We start from the raw sequence: 16,571 nt of genomic DNA, 5'->3' as shown, positions 1-16,571 counted from the left end.
GGCCTCACGCTGCAGCGACAAGCTCGGTGATTTTGTCGATCACCTGGTCGGGGCTGATGCCCTGCGATACCGCCTCGTAGCTCAGGATCAGCCGGTGCCGCAGGCAGTCGTGGATGACGGCGCGGATGTGGTCGGGCGTGACGAAATCCTGCCCGTCGAGCCATGCCCGCGCCCGCGCGCAGCGGTCGATGGCAAGGCTGCCGCGCGGGCTGGCGCCGATCTGGATCCATTTACTCAGGGGTTCGCCGTAGCGGCCGGGAAACCGCGTCGCATAGATCAGGTCGACGATATATTTCTGTGCGAGGTCGGAGACGAAAATGCCATCGAGCTCGCCGCGCGCATCGAGGATCGCCTGCTGCGGCACCGGCGGCGGCTCGGCAGCTCCGGCTTCCGGTTTCCGCGCATTCTCGGCGCGATTGAGCTTGATGATCTCGCCTTCGGTCGCCTCGTCGGGATAGGTGATCACGACATGCATCAGGAAGCGGTCGAGCTGCGCCTCGGGAAGCGGATAGGTGCCCTCCTGCTCGATCGGATTCTCGGTCGCGAGCACCATGAACAGGTCAGGCATCTTGTAGGTCTTGCCGGCAACGGTGACCTGTCGCTCCTCCATCGCTTCCAGCAGCGCCGACTGCACCTTGGCCGGCGCGCGGTTGATCTCGTCCGCCAGCACGAGGTTGGCGAAGATCGGCCCCTTCTGGAACTGGAACTGGCCGCCCTTCTCGGTCTGCAGGTAGATCTCCGCGCCGGTCACGTCCGACGGCAGCAGGTCCGGCGTGAACTGCACGCGCGACAGGTCGGCGGCAAGATTCTTCGCCAGCGTCTTCACCGCCCGCGTCTTGGCTAGTCCCGGCAGGCTTTCGATCAGAAGGTTGCCGTTGGCCAGCAACCCGATCAGCATGCTCTCGACCAGATGATCCTGCCCGAGCACCGACTTGCCGATGCGCGCCTTGAGATCGAGCACGGCCTCGCGCGCCACCGAGTCCTTGGCAGTTCGCCGCGCCGGAGCGGCCGCTAACTGTGTTGCGGCGTGATCTGACATTGCACTACGGCTCCTTGGACCCCGTAAACCACCTGTAATAGGGGTTCCGTCTCGCCGCTTGGCTGAGGCTCGCCATCTCGCGCGCGTAAGCCTGCCGGTTGCCCGCATAGGCGCTGAGGCCCGCACGATAGAACGCATCAAGGTCTCGCCTTTCGCTCAGCAGCGAAGCGGTGAATTGCTCGTCCGCTCCCTTGAGCGGCGGTTCGCTACGGTACTGCCAGATGTGCGAAATCGTCCGGCTGAACTCGTCCGGACGAACCCATGTCGCGTATTCGATCCGCGGCCTGTCGTCCGTCACCGCCGGCGCGTCCGCCGCGTAGCGCACGAGCCCGTCGCGGTCGGTGATCCAGGTTGCGATCAGCGCCGCGACCGAGTTGACGCCGACCGCGGAAAGCGCCGCAGACGTCTCGGGCTGATTGAATCTCGCGCTGATGCGCTCCGCATCCAACAAAATCGGACGGCGCGACCCGACGAGCAACATTTCATGCAGTTCCGATGTCCACAGCGACGCGTACGGAAACACATCGATGAAGCTGCGAACCAGTGCGCGCGTGTCCTCATCGTTCTGTGTTGGCAGCGGCAACCACTGCGCGACAATCCCGTCGTCGTTCAGCCGCGACGATGCCAGGCGATAAAAATCGCGAGAATAGAGATTGACGACGCCCACCGCCGATGGCGGCGGCGGCTCCAGCGTGATCAGGTCGTAGGTCTGGCTCTCGCGCTGCAGGAGGCGACGGCCGTCGCCCAAGCGCTTCTCCAATCCCGGGTCGGACGCGGCGTTGAAGGTGCCGTCGAATATCGGAGCCGCACGAAGGACCGCCGGGAGCAGCTCACCCACCACCCTCCTGTCGAGAGCAGGGAATTGCGAGAGAGCGCCGGCCGTGATGCCCGTACCGTAGCCGATCACCAGGGCTGATTTCGGCTCGCCATTGTGAATGATGAGAGGCAGGAGCGCTTGCAGCCGCATGTAGCGCAGCGACGGCATGGCGTCGCCGGAATTGGATACGCCCTGGATATAGAGCCGGCGGAAGCGGCCGGTGTTGACCACCGCAACGGTCCCACCCGGGCTCTCTTCATAGAACATGATTTTTCCCGACCGCGCTGCCGGCAGCAATTGGGCCAATCGGTCGGACGGCGTGGCGACCGCAGCGACGATGCAGGCTGCGCCGACCGCGAATGCCAGTCCAAGACCGGTGCGGCTCGAGCGACCGCCCCAGCAGGCCAAGACACCCAGCAGGCCGGCACCGATTGCGAGCAATGCAAGTGTGTGGACCAGCCCGAGCCAGGGCAGAAGCACGAAGCCGGTGAGAAGCGCGCCCCCCACACCGCCCAGCGTATTGACCGCCACGACGGCACCAACGTCCTGCCCGATATGCGCATCCCGCACCACCAGACGCAGCGCCACCGGAAAGGCCGCCCCGAGCAGCAAGGTCGGCAGGAATACGATGCAGAACGCTGCCACCGCGAAGCGGGCGCACATGCCGGCGAACTGGCTTTCGGTAAGGCGGAGCACGAACGCCTCGGTCGCCGTCTGCGCGACCACGAGCCAATGGCCAAGTGCCGCGATCTCGATCAAAGCCAGGAAACCCGCGGCGGCGATCAGAAGGCCAAAGACACTCCAGGGATCGCGGATCCGGTCGATTACCCGCGCAACGATCGCGGCACCCGCCGCAAGTCCCGCGAGGTACGTCGCAAGCACCACGGAAAACGCGAAACTGCGCGTACTCATGAACTGAACGATGGACTGGGACCAGACAACCTCATAGCCGAGGGCAATTGCGCCGGCGGCGGCATAGAGGGCAACGGCCAATCCGACCCGGCGCGGTTGATGCGCCGCCGCGCGGCCGGCAGGCTTGATCCTCGCCGACGCCAGGGGAATCCGGCCAAGCACCGTTGCCCCCGCCGCCGCGAGGGCATTGAGGGTCGCCGCCGCGATCGAGGTCCCTTGCACCCCGAACAGCGGAATGAGGACAAACATCGGCAGCAGAGCGCCAAGAATCGCGCCGGCGGTGTTGGCGGCGTATAGCCGGCCACCGACGCGGCCGGCATCGCCGGAATTCTGCAGCACCGCGCGCACAAGGACCGGCAGCGTTCCACCCATCAGAAGCGGGGCGATGCCGACCAGAACGAACACCATGGCCCATGCGAGCAGGCCGCTCGCGCTCTCGATCGCCACGAAGACCGGCGCGATATTCGCCAGGATCAATGTGGTGGCGACGCCGGTTATGCCGATGCCGATCTCGATCGCGATGTAGAGTTTCGCCGGCTGGCTGGCGCGGTCAGCCCTTCCACCAAAGATCAGGCCGCCCAACGCCAGGCCGGTAAAGAAGGCGCTCACGGCGGTCGTGATGGCGTAGACATCAGCGCCGACCACGAGCGAGAGCTGCTTGATCCAGATCACCTGGTAGATCAGGCCGGCGGCACCCGAGACGAACGCCAGCGCCGCTGCGACGAGCCTCCGGCTCGCGCCGGCGTCCAGATTCTTTCGGTGTGCTCGGGTCGCGGTCGATGCAGACCCTATGCTCGATCGAGCATCCATCCGCTTGTCCCCTTGGATACAGTGCGAGACAGGCCGATACCACTGGCCTGTCTCGCAGGGCCTCGCGACTATTCGAGACCACGCTTCTTGAACGATTCATCGACCTTCTTGTCGACCGCACGACGAATCTGGTCGATGCTGAAGCTCGCAATCCGCTGGCTTGGCGGATATTCAACAAGGGTCTGCAGGAACGCTGCCGCCTTGATTTGTGCCTGAGCGATCATGTACGCGTTCTCTACCCGCCATTGATCGTACATGCTGCCCGATATCTCCGCGTGCTCGTACGGATCCATGCGCAGATTGAATATCTTTGGCACGCGCAAAGGCGTGAACGGGTGGGCCCAGACGTCGAACTGGCCGGGCTGATCCTGCCGTTCAAAGGTATGTTTCCAATCGCCGTTTCGCATCGCAACGAGATCACCGTCGTCGTTGAAGTAGTAGAACTCGTTGCGTGCGCTCTTGTCGGCCTTGCCCGTGATGTAGTCGAGCTGGTTGAACCCGTCGAGGTGATTGCGGAAGGTGGTCGAGCCGCCTTGCGGCTGCCAGCCGGTGAGCAGGCGATCCTTCACCCCGGGATCGCCGGCGGCGGCAAGGAGCGTCGGGAACCAGTCGAGACCTGACACGATTCCGTTGGCAACCTCGCCTGCCTTGACGTGGCCGGGCCAACGGATCATCGCCGGCACACGGAACGCGCCTTCCCAATTGGTGTCCTTCTCCGACCGGAAGGGCGTCGTCGCTGCATCCGGCCAGGTGAACGCGTTCGGGCCGTTGTCCGTGCTGAAGACGACGATCGTGTTGTCTGCGATCTTCAGGTCATCGAGCGTCTTGAGCAGCTTTCCGACGTTCATGTCCATCTCGACCATGCCGTCAGCGTATTCATTGCCCGGCATGCCGCTTTGCCCGCGCATCGAGGCACGAACGTGGGTAAAGATGTGCATGCGAGTGAAGTTCATCCAGGTAAAGAACGGCCTGTTGGCCTTTGCCTGTCGCGTGACGAAATCGATCGCAGCACCTGTAGTCTCGTCATCGACTGTCTCCATCCGCTTCCTGGTAAGCGGGCCGGTATCCTCGATCTTGCCGTCGGCGGAAGCTTTGAGGACGCCACGCGGCGAATAGGCTTTGACGAAAGCTGCGTCGTCCTTCGGCCAGTATGGCCGCTCGGGCTCTTCTTCGGCGTTAAGATGATAAAGATTGCCGAAAAACTCATCGAAGCCGTGATTGGTCGGCAGGTATTCATCACGATCGCCGAGATGGTTCTTGCCGAACTGACCTGTGGCGTAGCCGAGAGGCTTCAGGGCCTGCGCGATAGTTATGTCGCCCTTCTGCAAGCCGACCGGTGCTCCCGGAATACCGACTTTGCAGAGGCCGGTCCGCAGGCAGACCTGTCCGGTGATGAAGGTGGAGCGGCCGGCGGTGCAGCTATTCTCGGCATAATAGTCGGTGAAGATCATGCCTTCATTGGCAATGCGGTCAATGTTCGGTGTTTTGTAACCGACCAGCCCGCGGGTATAGGCGCTGATGTTGGACTGGCCGACATCGTCGCCGAAGATCACGAGAATGTTCGGCTTGGCCGCGTTCGGCTGCTGCGCTGACGCGGGAGACCCGGCAAATGGCGCCAGGCTTGTCGCGACCAACGCCGCCGCGAACAAGCCACGAAGCAGCCCTCCGCGACTACCGGACTGCCTGGCAACGATATTGCTCTCATCGGTCATTCTGACGCTCCTTGCTTGTCGAAAGGTTTTTGTGACGGTTGAGAATCGGGTCGGCGCACCACGCAGCGAAAGCCGACATGGCTGGTCGACGTATCGACCGGTTCGGCATGCCGTGCGGCGGGGCGATAGCGGCGGCAATAGTTCGGGGCACAGAGATGCGAGCCGCCCTTCAGCACCTTCCGCGGAATCTTGATCGCGGGCTGGGCGGGGTCGTAGCTCGCCTCCTCGCGACCGCCGCGCGGATTCTGCGGGATGCAGCAGGGCTTCGCGGCGTCGGCCTCATGACGGGCGGACCACCAGTCGGCGGTCCACTCCCAGACATTGCCGATCATGTCGTGGACGCCGTAGCCATTGGGCGGAAACGCGGTCACCGGCGAGGTCCGGTCGAAGCCGTCCTCGCAGAGGTTCTGAATCGGGAAATTGCCCTGCCAGGTATTGGCCATGTGCTTGCCGCCGGGCGTCAAGGCGTTGCCCCAGGCGAACTCCTCGGCCTCGAGCCCGCCGCGCGCCGCGAACTCCCACTCGGCTTCGGTCGGAAGCTCCTTGCCGGCCCATTTGGCGTAGGCGAGCGCATCGGCATAGGCGACGTGGACCACCGGATGGCTGCCGAGCACGTTGATGTTGCTGCGCGGGCCGTAGGGGCGGCGCCAGTTCGCGCCCTTCATCAAGGTCCACCATTGGCTCCAGTCGCGCAGGGTGGTGACGCGGCGCGGCGGCTGAAACACCAGCGAGCCGGCGTAGAGCATATGCGGCAGCGCACCCGGATATTGCGCAGGATCCGGCGGTCGCTCGGCGACCGTGATGTGCCCGGTCTCCCGCACGAATTCGCGGAATTGAGCGTTGGTCACCGGGGTGCGGTCGATCCAGAAGCCGTCGACCGAGGCGCGATGCGCCGGCGCCTCCTCGGGATAGTGATGGTCGGAGCCCATGCGGAACGTGCCGCCGGGAATCCAGACCATGTCGTCGGTCTGGACGCGGTCGTCACGCTCTCGTTCAGCGGAGGCGATCTCTACCCGGGACATGGCGATGCACCTCTTTGGGCATTACCGCGAGCAGTAGTCCCAGAAGCCCTGTGTTCGAGACGGGTCGGTGTAGTACCAGCACATGCCCGCTGCCGGTGCCGGTCCCGCCCAGGCGGCTGCGCTCGCCGCGCTGACGAACCCGATCGCTGCGCCGGCCGCGACCGCGCCCCCGACCGGCCAGCCGTACCAGCCGGGCCGCGCCCAACCTCCCGGCCGCGGTCCGACCCAGCGCGTGCCGCCGCCGTGCCAGCCGGGGCGAACGCCCGGCCCCACCACCGTCCGGCTCCGGTAAGCTACCGCACCGCCGCGTGGTCCGACGGCAACGCCGCCCCGGCGCGCGACAGCGCGCACCTGCACAACGTTACCGCTGCCTTCCTGCTGTGTGATGATCGGCAGTGAAGCGGAAGAGCCGATGCTGACCGCCGACGCCGGGCCTGCTTGCGCGACAATCGCGGCTGCTCCAACGAGCGCCAGACGGAAAATCCTGTTGAAGATCGGAACCTTATGATCTCGGTGACCGAACGTCGTGCATGATTGCATCGTGCCTGAGTGCATTGTCGCGCCCTTCCATTTTTCTGTGCTGCACTTTTCGGCAGCGTTGATCCGTCAGGTCTTCTTCCCTTTCTCCTCCGTTGCCAATCCATGTGCACACTTGCATGCACAGTGCTCTCCATCGTGCCTCGTTCCACTGGACGTTGTCACGAGCGAATTCTGCTGTCAGTTCAAACGATAGCGAAACGCACTATACAAGTGATGTGCACTTTGTGCCAATCTCAACCCCGAGGCGTGCAGGCTTAACGAAAGATGCTCCAATTCGATCAATCCGATCCGGTCGGCCTTATTGCTTTCTCGGAAAAACAAGCGAAAATCCGCACGTTTGCAAATCCGCATCACGATCTCGCCATGCGAATCAAACCAATTTAGGCACATTGTCGCGGGGCACACTTTTTGTACCGACTTGCACCGACTTCAAGCATTTGGTTTTAGTAGATTAATCGCGCTGCAGTTGTGAACGTGGATATGGGCCAACACCTGACGGTTAGCACCGGCGAGCTTGACGGCTTCGAGGGTCTTTACGATGCCGTCAAAGGCTCGCATGTCGATGTCATGCAGCTTGAGCGCGGCAAGTTGCGCGGCACATTGTCTCACGTCGGGATCGGTGATTTTTCGCTCAGCATCGGCGCATTCAATGTCGGGGTCCGCACCCAGCGCATCTCGACCGATCCCAAGCTGATCATCGGGATGCTGCTGAACGCGACCGACCGTGTCACGCATTGGGCGTTCGACATGCAGCCGGCCGATGTGCTGGTGATTCCGCCGTCGGTCGAGCATGACGGGGTCTTTCACAGCGCTTCGTCCTACGCGGCCATCCGCTTCGACCTCGCCGATCTGCCCGACATATTCGGCGGCGAGCCGCGGCTCGCCGACGCCGAAACCTGGCAGGCGAAGAACCACTTTCGCGCCGACCCCACGATCGGCACGGGCGCGGCGGACAAACTGCCGCGGATCGTCGCGCACCTCGCGCGCTATCCGGACGCCTTGACGGACGCGTCGGCCGACTTCTGGAGGCGCGCGATCGTCGACTGCGTGACCGCGACGGTCGTGACATCGCTGCCGCCCGACGGAACGAGCTATCTGCCGTCGGCGATGCGCTTGGTGCGCCATGTCGAGGACTATCTGCACGCCGCGGGCACGCGCCCGGTCCATGTCTCGGAAATCTGCACCGAGCTTCGGCTGTCGCGACGCAGCCTGCACCGCGCCTTCCACGAGGTGTTCGGCGTCGGCCCGGTGACTTTCCTGCGCTACAAGCGGCTCTGCATGATCCGTTCGATCCTGCGCGAAAGCACCCCGGACCAGACCACCGTCTCCAAGGTTGCGATCGAACAGGGCTTCATCGAGCTCGGGCGTTTCTCGCAATATTACCGCGCGATGTTCGGGGAATATCCGTCGCAGACGCTTGGCTACGCCGGGTAGAGCGTTTTCGAGCGAAGTGGATACCGGTTCGCGTGAAGAAAACGCGTCAAAATGAGAATCTAGAGCCCCGTTCCGATTCAATCGGAACGGAAAGGGCTCTAGCGCGATCCAGCCGCTGCGCGCGCAAGCTCATTTCGATCGCCCCGGATCGCCATTGCCCGACAGCACCTGCGCGGCGCCGCCGATGCCGCGGCGGAAGGCTTCATCGAAGGTGACGCCGCGAAACTGCCATTTGTAATCCTTGCCGTGCCAGGCCATCCGCCATTGCGTGGCCCAGCCGAGATCCTTGTCGTCCCAGACCAGCCGACCGAGCAGGGTGGCCTCGCCGCCTTGCGCCGCGACGATCGAACTCAGCTTCGCCGGCGGCGTCTTCAACAGTTCGGCGGCGGTGAGGTTGGCGCTCGTCAATGCCGCTGTATCGGGCAGCACGAAGCGCATGCCGCGTTTTCCGGCCGCAGCCGCAAGCGCGTCGCGTTGCAGGTCGGACTGCGTCCCGTCGGATGTGACAATGTAATCCTTCGGGCCGTGCTGCATCTCGGCGAAGACGCCGAGCACCGGTCGCTGCGACCGCCACGGCTTGAGACCGAGCCTGGCGAGAATGCCGTCGATCTTCTTCTCGTCGAAATTCACCGTCAGGTCGTAGGGCCGGTCGCGGGTGCCCTGCTCGTCATGATGCGGCTTGCCGGCATATTGATCGTGATAGTCGAAACTGCTGACGAACGCCTTGGCCTTCGATTTGTACGCGGCAAGCCGGTGGTCGCCTGCCAGCATTGGCTGACCGGAAACCTTGATCAGGACGTCCTCCAGACACGCCCCGAAGCCTACGATGCGGTTCGGCTCGCGCTGGCCGGTGACGACGGTTTGCGCGCGGTAGAGGCTGTCGTCTGCTGCGGCCATCGCACCACCGCAAGCGATCCATGCAGCGGCAAGCAGCACGCGAACCGCGCCGCGTGCGAGCGTGGCGAGCAGATCGCGCTTCGTCTCAAGCAAGGCAGCCATGGTCACCTCCGCTCGGTCACTTCATTGACGGCTCAGATTGGCGGTATTTCCCGGTCGCGCGCCAGCGCGTTCGGGCATGGGCGCCATTCCATCAATCCCACTGCGCGCTATGGCCACGCGCGGCAGGCCTGACATATGCTCAGCGCATGCGTGGCAGCGCCGCGAGCGCAGCCCAAGACAAGAGCACCGAGCAGGAGACGTTCCGTGAAATGCTATGAGTTGCAAGGCCCCGGCGGCGTCGACGCGCTGGCGCTGGTCGACAAGCCGGTTCCGCAAGCCGGCCCGGGCGAGGTCCTGGTGCGGCTGAAGGCGGCGACGCTGAACTATCGCGACCTGCTCACGGTCAAGGGCGGTTACGGCTCGCGCCAGAAATTTCCGCTGGTGCCGGTCTCCGACGGCGCCGGCGTGGTCGAGGCGGTCGGCGCCGGCGTCAGGACCTTCGCACCCGGCGATCGCGTGATCGGCAGCTTCTTCGAAAGCTGGCTCGCCGGCGAGCCGAGCGAGGCGCGGATGCGCGCGGCGCTCGGCGGCAGCGTCGACGGTGTGCTGACCGAGTACCGGGTCTTCCCCGCGCATGCGCTGGTGCGCACGCCGGATCATCTGAATGATATCGAGGCCGCGGCACTGCCATGCGCCGGCCTCACGGCGTGGAGCGCGGTGGTCAAGCTCGGCGACCTCAAGCCGGGGCAGACGGTGCTGACCCAGGGCACCGGCGGCGTCTCGCTGTTCGCGCTGCAATTCGCCAAGATTTGCGGCGCCCGCGTCATCGCGACATCCTCCAGCGACGCCAAAATCGCGCGGCTGAAGCAGCTCGGCGCCGATGTCACGCTTAACTACAAGTCCACGCCCGATTGGGGCAAGAAGGCGCGCGAACTCACCGGACGCGGTGTCGATCTCGTCGTCGAGGTCGGCGGCGTCGGCACGCTGAACGAGTCGATCCGCGCCACCAGGATCGGCGGCACCATCGCCTTCATCGGCGTGCTCGCAGGTCCCGCCGCGTCCGACACGCGGCTGCCGCTGATGGTGATGCAGCAGCAGCGGCTGCAAGGCGTCACCGTCGGCTCGATCGAGGATCTGCAGGCGCTGTGCGACGGCATCAGCCTGCACGGCGTCAAGCCTGTCATCGACAAGGTGTTCGCGTTCGACCAGGCCAAGGCAGCGTTCGCCCACATGGCGAGTGGCGCGCATTTCGGCAAGATCGCGATTGCGATCGGCTAGCACGCGCACGATCAAGGCCTGGAGCATCCTGAGATTGCGCCGAACAGCGACGGCGCTGCGCTCCCTCGCCCCATTCTTACGGGGAGAGGGTTGGGGTGAGGGGCTGCCTCCGCATATGTCTGGTGATAGCTGTATTCGCGGAGACTCCCCCTCACCCGGAACGCATCGAACGATGCGTTCCGACCTCTCCCCGCACGCGCAGGGGTGTCCGGGGAATGATTCACTGTGTCGCGGTGCATGCTCGGCAGGACCGAGGCAAATCGGTCTTTTCTGGTTGTCGAGACACAGAGGGCCGAGCATGCGATATCGCGGTAGCATTTTTGGAAGGCTGCTTGAACCGATCAATCGACGGCAGTTTCAGACGGTTGTGGATCGTCTGGACGGGGATGCCTACGACAAGTCGTTCAGGAGCTGGGATCATCTGGTGGCGCTGATCTATGCCCAGCTTAGCGGCAACAGCAGTCTGCGCGGGGTGGTGACTGGCTTCAACGCCAATTCGCAGCATCACTATCACTTGGGAACCGGCAAGCTGTCGCGCTCGACGTTGTCCGATGCCAATGCCCGCCGTCCGATCGGCATTTTCGCGCAAACCTTTGCGGCGCTGTCGGCGATGGCGCGTCGCCAGCTGCGGAGTGAAGGCATGGAGATGGTGCGTCTGATCGACGCCAGTCCGATCCCGCTCGGCAAGGTCTGCAGTTGGGCGACGTGGAACGGCCGCATCCGCGGCATGAAGCTGCATGTCGTCTACGACCCAAGGAGCGATGTCCCGACCTGCGTCGAGATGACGGCCGCGAACGTCAATGACATCGAGATCGGCCGACAGACCCCAATCCAGCCCGCCACCACCTATGTGTTTGACAAGGGCTATTGCCGTTTCGACTGGTGGCAGAAGATCAATGATAGCAAGGCTTTGTTCGTTACCCGGGCGAAGACGAGCATCCGTCTTCGCTCGCTCAGGCATCGCGCCATCCGCAAGCGTAACGGGGATGGCTTCGAAATCCTTGCCGATGACGAGGTGAAGCTCACCAGCAAGGGCGATTCGCGCCTTCCAATCCCGCTCCGCCGCATCAAGATCAGACGCGAGAAAGGCGGCAAGATCACACTCCTGACCAACGACCTTGCCCGTAGCGCCGTCGAGATCGCCGCCCTCTACAAGAGCCGATGGCAAATCGAGCTGCTGTTCCGCTGGATCAAGCAGCATCTCGATATTCGCAAGTTCCTCGGCGCCAACGACAACGCGATCCGCCTTCAGGTGCTCGCTGCGATGATTGCCTACCTGCTGCTGCGCATCGCCGCTCACACCAACTGCATCAAAATGCTCCCGCTCAGGTTCGCCGAACTCGTCGGCCAGCTCCTGCTCACGCGTCGATCCCTCGCGGCCATCGACAAACCTCCGCCCATCAACCCCAGCCGTCGGAAATCAACCATCTCACCTGACCAGATGGAGCTCCACTATGCCTGAATTTCCCCGGACACCCCTGCCGCACGCGGGGCGAGGTGAAGCGGAGCCGCCGCTCGATTTAGGTAAGCTCATCCCGCTCTAGCGTCCCGTGAACTGAGCCTTGCGTTTCTCGACGAAGGCCTGGCGGCCTTCCTTCGCGTCGGCGCTCTCGCGGATCACCTGCTGGAGCTCGATCTCGCGGCGAAACTGATCGGCGTAGCTGGCGTGCTCGCTCTCCTCGAGCAGCTGTCGCGTCGCGACCAGCGCGCGCGTCGGTCCGTCCGCGAGACGACCGGCGAGCGCCTTCGCCTTGTCGAGCAGTTTGGCATCGTCGACCACGTCGCGCACCAATCCCCACTCCTTGGCCCGCTCGGCCGGCAGCGGCTCGTTCAGCAGCATCAGGTCGAGCGCGCGTTGGCGGCCGATCAGGCGCGGCAACAGCCAGGTCGAGCCGAGATCGGGCACCAGGCCGATCCGGCTGAACACCTGGATGAAGCTCGCCGAGCGCGCCGCCAGGATGATGTCGCCGGACATCGCGAGGCTGAAGCCGCCGCCGGCCGCGACGCCGTTGACCGCGACCACCACCGGCACGCGGCATTCGCGCAAGGCCTGCATCGCCGGCCAATAATGCCTCATCACGCCGGTGTAGATATTGTCGCCGAGCGACTGGAACGCCTTGAGGTTCTGCCCGGAGCAGAAGCCGCGTCCCTCCCCGGTCAGGACCAGCGCGCGGATGTCCGGGTCGAGGCTCATCTCGCCGACGGCGCGCGCGAGATCGCCGAGCAGTTCCGGCGTCATGGCGTTCAGGCTCGCGGGATCGTTGAGCGTCAGGATGCCGACCTTGCCGTCCCGTTCACGCTTCACACCAGTCATTTTCCGCTCCCTGAAATTGGTTCTTGTTGTTGCACTGACAGTGCCATGCTTGGCATGCTACGCCAACGTGTCCCACCCGCAACAAGAACAGCGAAAGCAACGCCATGTCCGACCAGTTCTCCAACTCGCAAGTGATCCGCAAGCCGGCCGTCAGCGCCAAGGGCGGCATCGTCGCCGCACAGTCGCGCAAGGCGGCCGAGGTCGGCGCGGAGGTATTGGCTGATGGTGGCGATTGTGTCGACGCCGTGATCGCAACCACCTTCGCGCTTGGCGTCGTGGAGCCGTGGATGAGCGGCGCCGGCGGCGGCGGCGCGATGGTGCTCTATCGCGCCAAGGAGAACCGCGTCGAGGTGATCGACTACGGCATGCGCGCGCCCGACGGCCTGCGCATCGAGGATTATCCGCTGACTGGCGGTGCGGCCTCCGACCTGTTCCCCTGGGCGCGGGTCAAGGACGACCGCAATTTGCACGGCCCCGGCTCGATCGCGGTGCCCGGCGTCGTTGCCGGCATGGAGGAAGCGCATCGCCGCCACGCCAAAATGGCGTGGAAGGATCTGCTGGCGCCGAGCGTCAAGCTCGCCGGCGACGGCCTTTTGGTCGATTGGTGGACCACCGCGATGATCGCAAGCTCCGCGGCCGATCTGCGGCGCTATCCCGCCAGCGCGGCGGCGTATCTGCAAGATGGCCTGCCGCCGAATGCGCAATGGGGCATCAGGTCGGTGGTCCGCATGCCGCAGGACAGGCTGAAGGCCACGATGGCGCAGCTCGCCGCGGCCGGCCCGCGCGATTTCTACGAGGGCGATCTGGCGCGCAGCATCGCCGACGACATCCAGGCCGCCGGCGGCGCGCTGTCGGTGCGCGACCTCGCCGCCTTCCGCGCCCATCTGCGCGAGCCGTTGAAAATTCCCTATCGCGGCGGCACGGTCTATGCGACGCCGGAGCTGACCGCGGGTCCGACCATGGCGCGCACGCTCGGCCTTTTGCAAAAGGCGCTGGCGCCCGCGCAGGGCGGTCCGGATGCGGCGGCCTACGCAGCCTATGCCGAGGCGCTGCAAGCCGCCTATCGCGAGCGCCTGAAGGACATGGGCGACGTCGATGGCCGGCGCGCGCTCGGCGCCGAAGCAATCGCGCCAAGCTGCACCACGCATTTCTCCGCGGTCGACCGCGACGGCAACATGGCCGCGGTGACGCAGACGCTGCTGTCGACCTTCGGCTCCAAATTCGTGACGCCGAACACCGGGCTGACAATGAACAACGGCATCATGTGGTTCGATCCGACGCAAGGCAATCCGAACTCGCTCGCGCCCGGCAAGCGCTGCCTGACCAACTACACGCCGGTCGTGGCGCAGGCCGCCGACGGCCGCACGCTTGCCGCCGGCGCATCGGGCGGCCGCCGCATCCTGCCGGCCGTGTCGCAACTGCTCTCCTTCGTGATGGATTTCGGCATGGATCTCGACGCCGCGATCCACCAGCCCCGGATCGACGCCAGCGAAGGCGCCGTGGTGATCGGCGACAAGCGCCTGCCCGCGAGCGTGCGCGAGGCGCTGCGCGGCCGCTTCGACTTCGAGGAAGCCCGCATCCAGACCCTGCCGATGAAGTTCGCCTGCCCGAGCGTCGTGCTGCGCGACGGCGCCACCAACAGCGGCGTCACCGAGCCGTTCCAGCCCTGGGGCGATGCGGTCGCGGAGGGGTGAGTTATACGCACGACTCCTTCTCCACCGTCGTCCCGGCGCAGGCCCATAGGCGCTAAGATAGTTTGATCATAGTCTGATAGTGGCGCTTATGTCTGGGTGGCTCGCGTAGATGTCGCCGGAGAGCGTGACTGGCTCTGCAGAGTAGAGCGATTGCGGGCTGTGGAATGATCGCTTGCCGTAGCGAAGCGACGAGCTGGCGCAGCAGACGCCACGTCACTGGGTGGGTCAGGCGGCGTCGGCCAAGCGGGGAGAGTCTTCGAGTTCGTCGACGAGCGGCTCGAGCAATAGAATGATCAGCAGATGAGCGAGGATATGGGGTCTGGCGGACCGCTCGTCGGTTCCGGGAGGTCCCTTCAGGCCAATCAGGCTTTTCAGCCGCTTGAAGCCGAGCTCAATGCGCCATCGCAGCCGATAGAGGGCGAGGATATCTGCAGTCGTGAAGTCCTCTGGCCTGAGTGAGGTCACCAGGATCACCCAATCTGCGGCGTCAAGTGTTTGCCTGGAGAGCTGATGACCTCCCTTTTGTGCAGTCCGGCGCGCCTTGCGTCGCGCAGCCGCAGCAGCTTGCGCCGGCTTCTTCGCGGCAACCAGACGCACTGCGAGCGGCGGCGCACCTGACTTGCGCTTTATCCAAATCGGCCGATCGATCAGGCCACGCGCCGAGGCGTTGCGCAGTTCGGCAGTGAGGTCAACAAGATTACCTTCGGCATCGAGCCAGCGCGCGCTCTTCCAGCCGGCCCGGATCACGAAGTCCGCATCGGCATCGACGAGATGCGCCATGCGCTCCGGTTGCAGATAGGCGCGATCGGCAAGACGGATCTCACCGGCAACCGCCGGTATCCGATCCAGCGTCTCGCCCGCTCGCTGATCGGTCAGTTCGAAGTGACCAAAGCGCTCCTGCGGAAGATCGAACGCGCTATGGATACGCCACACTGCGTTCTTGTTCCTGCCGCTCGTCCCAGCCTTGGGGACCGTCGTGGCGTCAACAATACGGATCAGACGACCGCGGCTCGCCTTCGGCGCCGCGTCGGCAAGCGCCTGCTCGACCAAGATTGCCAGCCAATCTCCGCACTGACGTAAGCGATACAACAGAGCCACGTTGGAGATATCGACAAGCCCAACCGACGTGGCCCATGCCGCCGTCAACCGCAGCCCTTTCTCACCAAGGCAATAAGCCAAGATCAGGCGCAGCAAGTCGACCGCATTGCTGATCTCCCGCGGACGGACAAACGCCTTCGTCTTGCGCGCGCTAATGTTCAGAGCCTCGGCTCCGCCAAGTCGGGCGACAACGCGCGCCCAATCTTTGTTCACAAGCGATTCGTGTGCCATTCCATCTTGGAATCACAAGCGAATCCAAGGCGCAAATCCTATTTTAGCGCCTATGGGCGCAGGCCGGGACCCATACGCCGCAGCGAGAATTGTGGATCGCGCTCGTCGTTCCAGCATCGCGAAACAACGACCATCGGTGGTTATGGGTCCCGGCCTTCGCCGGGACGACAGTGAATGTGTTGCACGACCTGTGAGTCACACGCTCGCATTCTCGCGACACGATCTGCAAAAGGTCGGGCCACTCAGTGATTTGCCACTTTTCGCCACCCGCGCCCGCGGACATTGCATGACCCGAACGGGCTGATACATTTGGACCGACAACAATTGCGGTGACCGGCTTGAGTGAAGCAAGCACAAACGTGCCGCCCGGCGCGCGACTTCTTGGACGCGAGTGGCTGGGCTTCGACGGTGAAATCGCCACAGTCCGCTTCGAGGCGCAACCCTTGTTCACCAACCGCCATGGAATGATCCAGGGCGGTTTCCTTGCCGCGATGCTGGATTCAGCCACCGGTCTCGGCGCCCTCGCAGCGCTGCCCGCAACGCGGACCGTCGTGACGAGGACCCTCACCACGCGGTTTCTCAAACCGGCGCGCGTCGGCCCGATCACGGCCAAGGCGAAGGTCATCTCGCAGACCGACCGCGACATGATCGTCGAAGCCGATCTGATCGACGCCAGCGATGTGACGGTCGCCAGCGCCACGGCCGAGTTGCGGATTCTGGACAAGCGATAG

The 16,571-nt window shown here is 64.3% G+C and carries 13 protein-coding genes; 5 read left to right on the top strand and 8 right to left on the bottom strand.

Annotated features, from left to right (window positions below; all coding sequences use genetic code 11):
- Positions 1-4: 4 nt before the first annotated feature.
- The 5 genes from J2R76_RS37450 to J2R76_RS37430 form a co-directional block, all read right to left on the bottom strand.
- Positions 5-1,039, bottom strand: coding sequence for a MoxR family ATPase (locus J2R76_RS37450; protein WP_253625720.1), 1,035 nt, complete (start codon positions 1,037-1,039; stop codon positions 5-7).
- A gap of 4 nt (positions 1,040-1,043) precedes the next feature.
- Positions 1,044-3,578, bottom strand: a complete 2,535-nt coding sequence (locus tag J2R76_RS37445) for a fused MFS/spermidine synthase (RefSeq protein ID WP_253625719.1) — start codon at positions 3,576-3,578, stop codon at positions 1,044-1,046.
- A gap of 68 nt (positions 3,579-3,646) precedes the next feature.
- The gene (locus J2R76_RS37440; RefSeq protein ID WP_253625718.1) at positions 3,647-5,290 is read right to left on the bottom strand and encodes an arylsulfatase; all 1,644 of its coding nucleotides are present in this window, start codon (positions 5,288-5,290) and stop codon (positions 3,647-3,649) included.
- On the bottom strand, positions 5,287-6,312 hold the full coding sequence (locus tag J2R76_RS37435; RefSeq protein ID WP_253625717.1) for a formylglycine-generating enzyme family protein: 1,026 nt from the start codon (positions 6,310-6,312) through the stop codon (positions 5,287-5,289). The genes J2R76_RS37440 and J2R76_RS37435 overlap by 4 nt, the downstream gene beginning before the upstream one ends.
- Positions 6,313-6,333: 21 nt before the next feature.
- A complete protein-coding gene (locus J2R76_RS37430) occupies positions 6,334-6,585 on the bottom strand; it encodes a hypothetical protein (RefSeq protein WP_244558638.1) in 252 nt (83 codons plus the stop codon).
- A 747-nt stretch (positions 6,586-7,332) separates the two neighbouring features.
- Between J2R76_RS37430 and J2R76_RS37425 the strand changes: the two genes are divergently transcribed.
- On the top strand, positions 7,333-8,286 hold the full coding sequence (locus tag J2R76_RS37425; RefSeq protein ID WP_168856254.1) for a helix-turn-helix domain-containing protein: 954 nt from the start codon (positions 7,333-7,335) through the stop codon (positions 8,284-8,286).
- Between the two features lie 129 nt (positions 8,287-8,415).
- On the opposite strand, the gene J2R76_RS37420 is transcribed toward J2R76_RS37425, so the two are convergent.
- Positions 8,416-9,285 carry a DUF2066 domain-containing protein gene (locus J2R76_RS37420; protein ID WP_253625716.1) on the bottom strand — a complete coding sequence of 290 codons (870 nt, stop codon included), beginning with the start codon at positions 9,283-9,285 and terminating at the stop codon, positions 8,416-8,418.
- Between the two features lie 204 nt (positions 9,286-9,489).
- Here J2R76_RS37420 and J2R76_RS37415 point away from each other — a divergent pair, with 204 nt between their 5' ends.
- Positions 9,490-10,503 (top strand): zinc-binding dehydrogenase, encoded by a 1,014-nt coding sequence (locus tag J2R76_RS37415; RefSeq protein ID WP_253625715.1) that lies wholly within the window; start codon positions 9,490-9,492, stop codon positions 10,501-10,503.
- Between the two features lie 298 nt (positions 10,504-10,801).
- On the top strand, positions 10,802-11,965 hold the full coding sequence (locus tag J2R76_RS37410; RefSeq protein WP_253587483.1) for an IS4 family transposase: 1,164 nt from the start codon (positions 10,802-10,804) through the stop codon (positions 11,963-11,965).
- A gap of 78 nt (positions 11,966-12,043) precedes the next feature.
- Here J2R76_RS37410 and J2R76_RS37405 read toward each other — a convergent pair whose 3' ends face one another.
- Positions 12,044-12,817, bottom strand: coding sequence for an enoyl-CoA hydratase-related protein (locus J2R76_RS37405; RefSeq protein WP_253625714.1), 774 nt, complete (start codon positions 12,815-12,817; stop codon positions 12,044-12,046).
- A 104-nt stretch (positions 12,818-12,921) separates the two neighbouring features.
- Between J2R76_RS37405 and J2R76_RS37400 the strand changes: the two genes are divergently transcribed.
- A complete protein-coding gene (locus tag J2R76_RS37400) occupies positions 12,922-14,511 on the top strand; it encodes a gamma-glutamyltransferase (protein ID WP_253625713.1) in 1,590 nt (529 codons plus the stop codon).
- 225 nt (positions 14,512-14,736) lie between these two features.
- Here J2R76_RS37400 and J2R76_RS37395 read toward each other — a convergent pair whose 3' ends face one another.
- Positions 14,737-15,840, bottom strand: a complete 1,104-nt coding sequence (locus J2R76_RS37395) for an IS4 family transposase (protein ID WP_253623745.1) — start codon at positions 15,838-15,840, stop codon at positions 14,737-14,739.
- Between the two features lie 359 nt (positions 15,841-16,199).
- On the opposite strand from J2R76_RS37395, the gene J2R76_RS37390 reads away from it, so the two are divergent.
- Positions 16,200-16,571 carry a PaaI family thioesterase gene (locus J2R76_RS37390; protein ID WP_057015165.1) on the top strand — a complete coding sequence of 124 codons (372 nt, stop codon included), beginning with the start codon at positions 16,200-16,202 and terminating at the stop codon, positions 16,569-16,571.

Source organism: Bradyrhizobium sp. USDA 4532 (assembly GCF_024171315.1).
GTDB classification, from domain to species: domain Bacteria; phylum Pseudomonadota; class Alphaproteobacteria; order Rhizobiales; family Xanthobacteraceae; genus Bradyrhizobium; species Bradyrhizobium australafricanum.
This window is presented reverse-complemented; position numbering and strand designations above follow the sequence as displayed.

Excerpts from the sequence above, each read along its gene's own strand:
- J2R76_RS37450 (WP_253625720.1), bottom strand. The coding sequence starts at position 1,039 with ATGTCAGATCACGCCGCAACACAGTTAGCGGCCGCTCCGGCGCGGCGA.
- J2R76_RS37435 (WP_253625717.1), bottom strand. The coding sequence starts at position 6,312 with ATGTCCCGGGTAGAGATCGCCTCCGCTGAACGAGAGCGTGACGACCGC.
- J2R76_RS37395 (WP_253623745.1), bottom strand. The coding sequence starts at position 15,840 with ATGGCACACGAATCGCTTGTGAACAAAGATTGGGCGCGCGTTGTCGCC.
- J2R76_RS37440 (WP_253625718.1), bottom strand. The coding sequence starts at position 5,290 with ATGACCGATGAGAGCAATATCGTTGCCAGGCAGTCCGGTAGTCGCGGA.
- J2R76_RS37420 (WP_253625716.1), bottom strand. The coding sequence starts at position 9,285 with ATGGCTGCCTTGCTTGAGACGAAGCGCGATCTGCTCGCCACGCTCGCA.
- J2R76_RS37410 (WP_253587483.1), top strand. The coding sequence starts at position 10,802 with ATGCGATATCGCGGTAGCATTTTTGGAAGGCTGCTTGAACCGATCAAT.
- J2R76_RS37400 (WP_253625713.1), top strand. The coding sequence starts at position 12,922 with ATGTCCGACCAGTTCTCCAACTCGCAAGTGATCCGCAAGCCGGCCGTC.
- J2R76_RS37425 (WP_168856254.1), top strand. The coding sequence starts at position 7,333 with ATGGGCCAACACCTGACGGTTAGCACCGGCGAGCTTGACGGCTTCGAG.
- J2R76_RS37405 (WP_253625714.1), bottom strand. The coding sequence starts at position 12,817 with ATGACTGGTGTGAAGCGTGAACGGGACGGCAAGGTCGGCATCCTGACG.
- J2R76_RS37445 (WP_253625719.1), bottom strand. The coding sequence starts at position 3,578 with ATGGATGCTCGATCGAGCATAGGGTCTGCATCGACCGCGACCCGAGCA.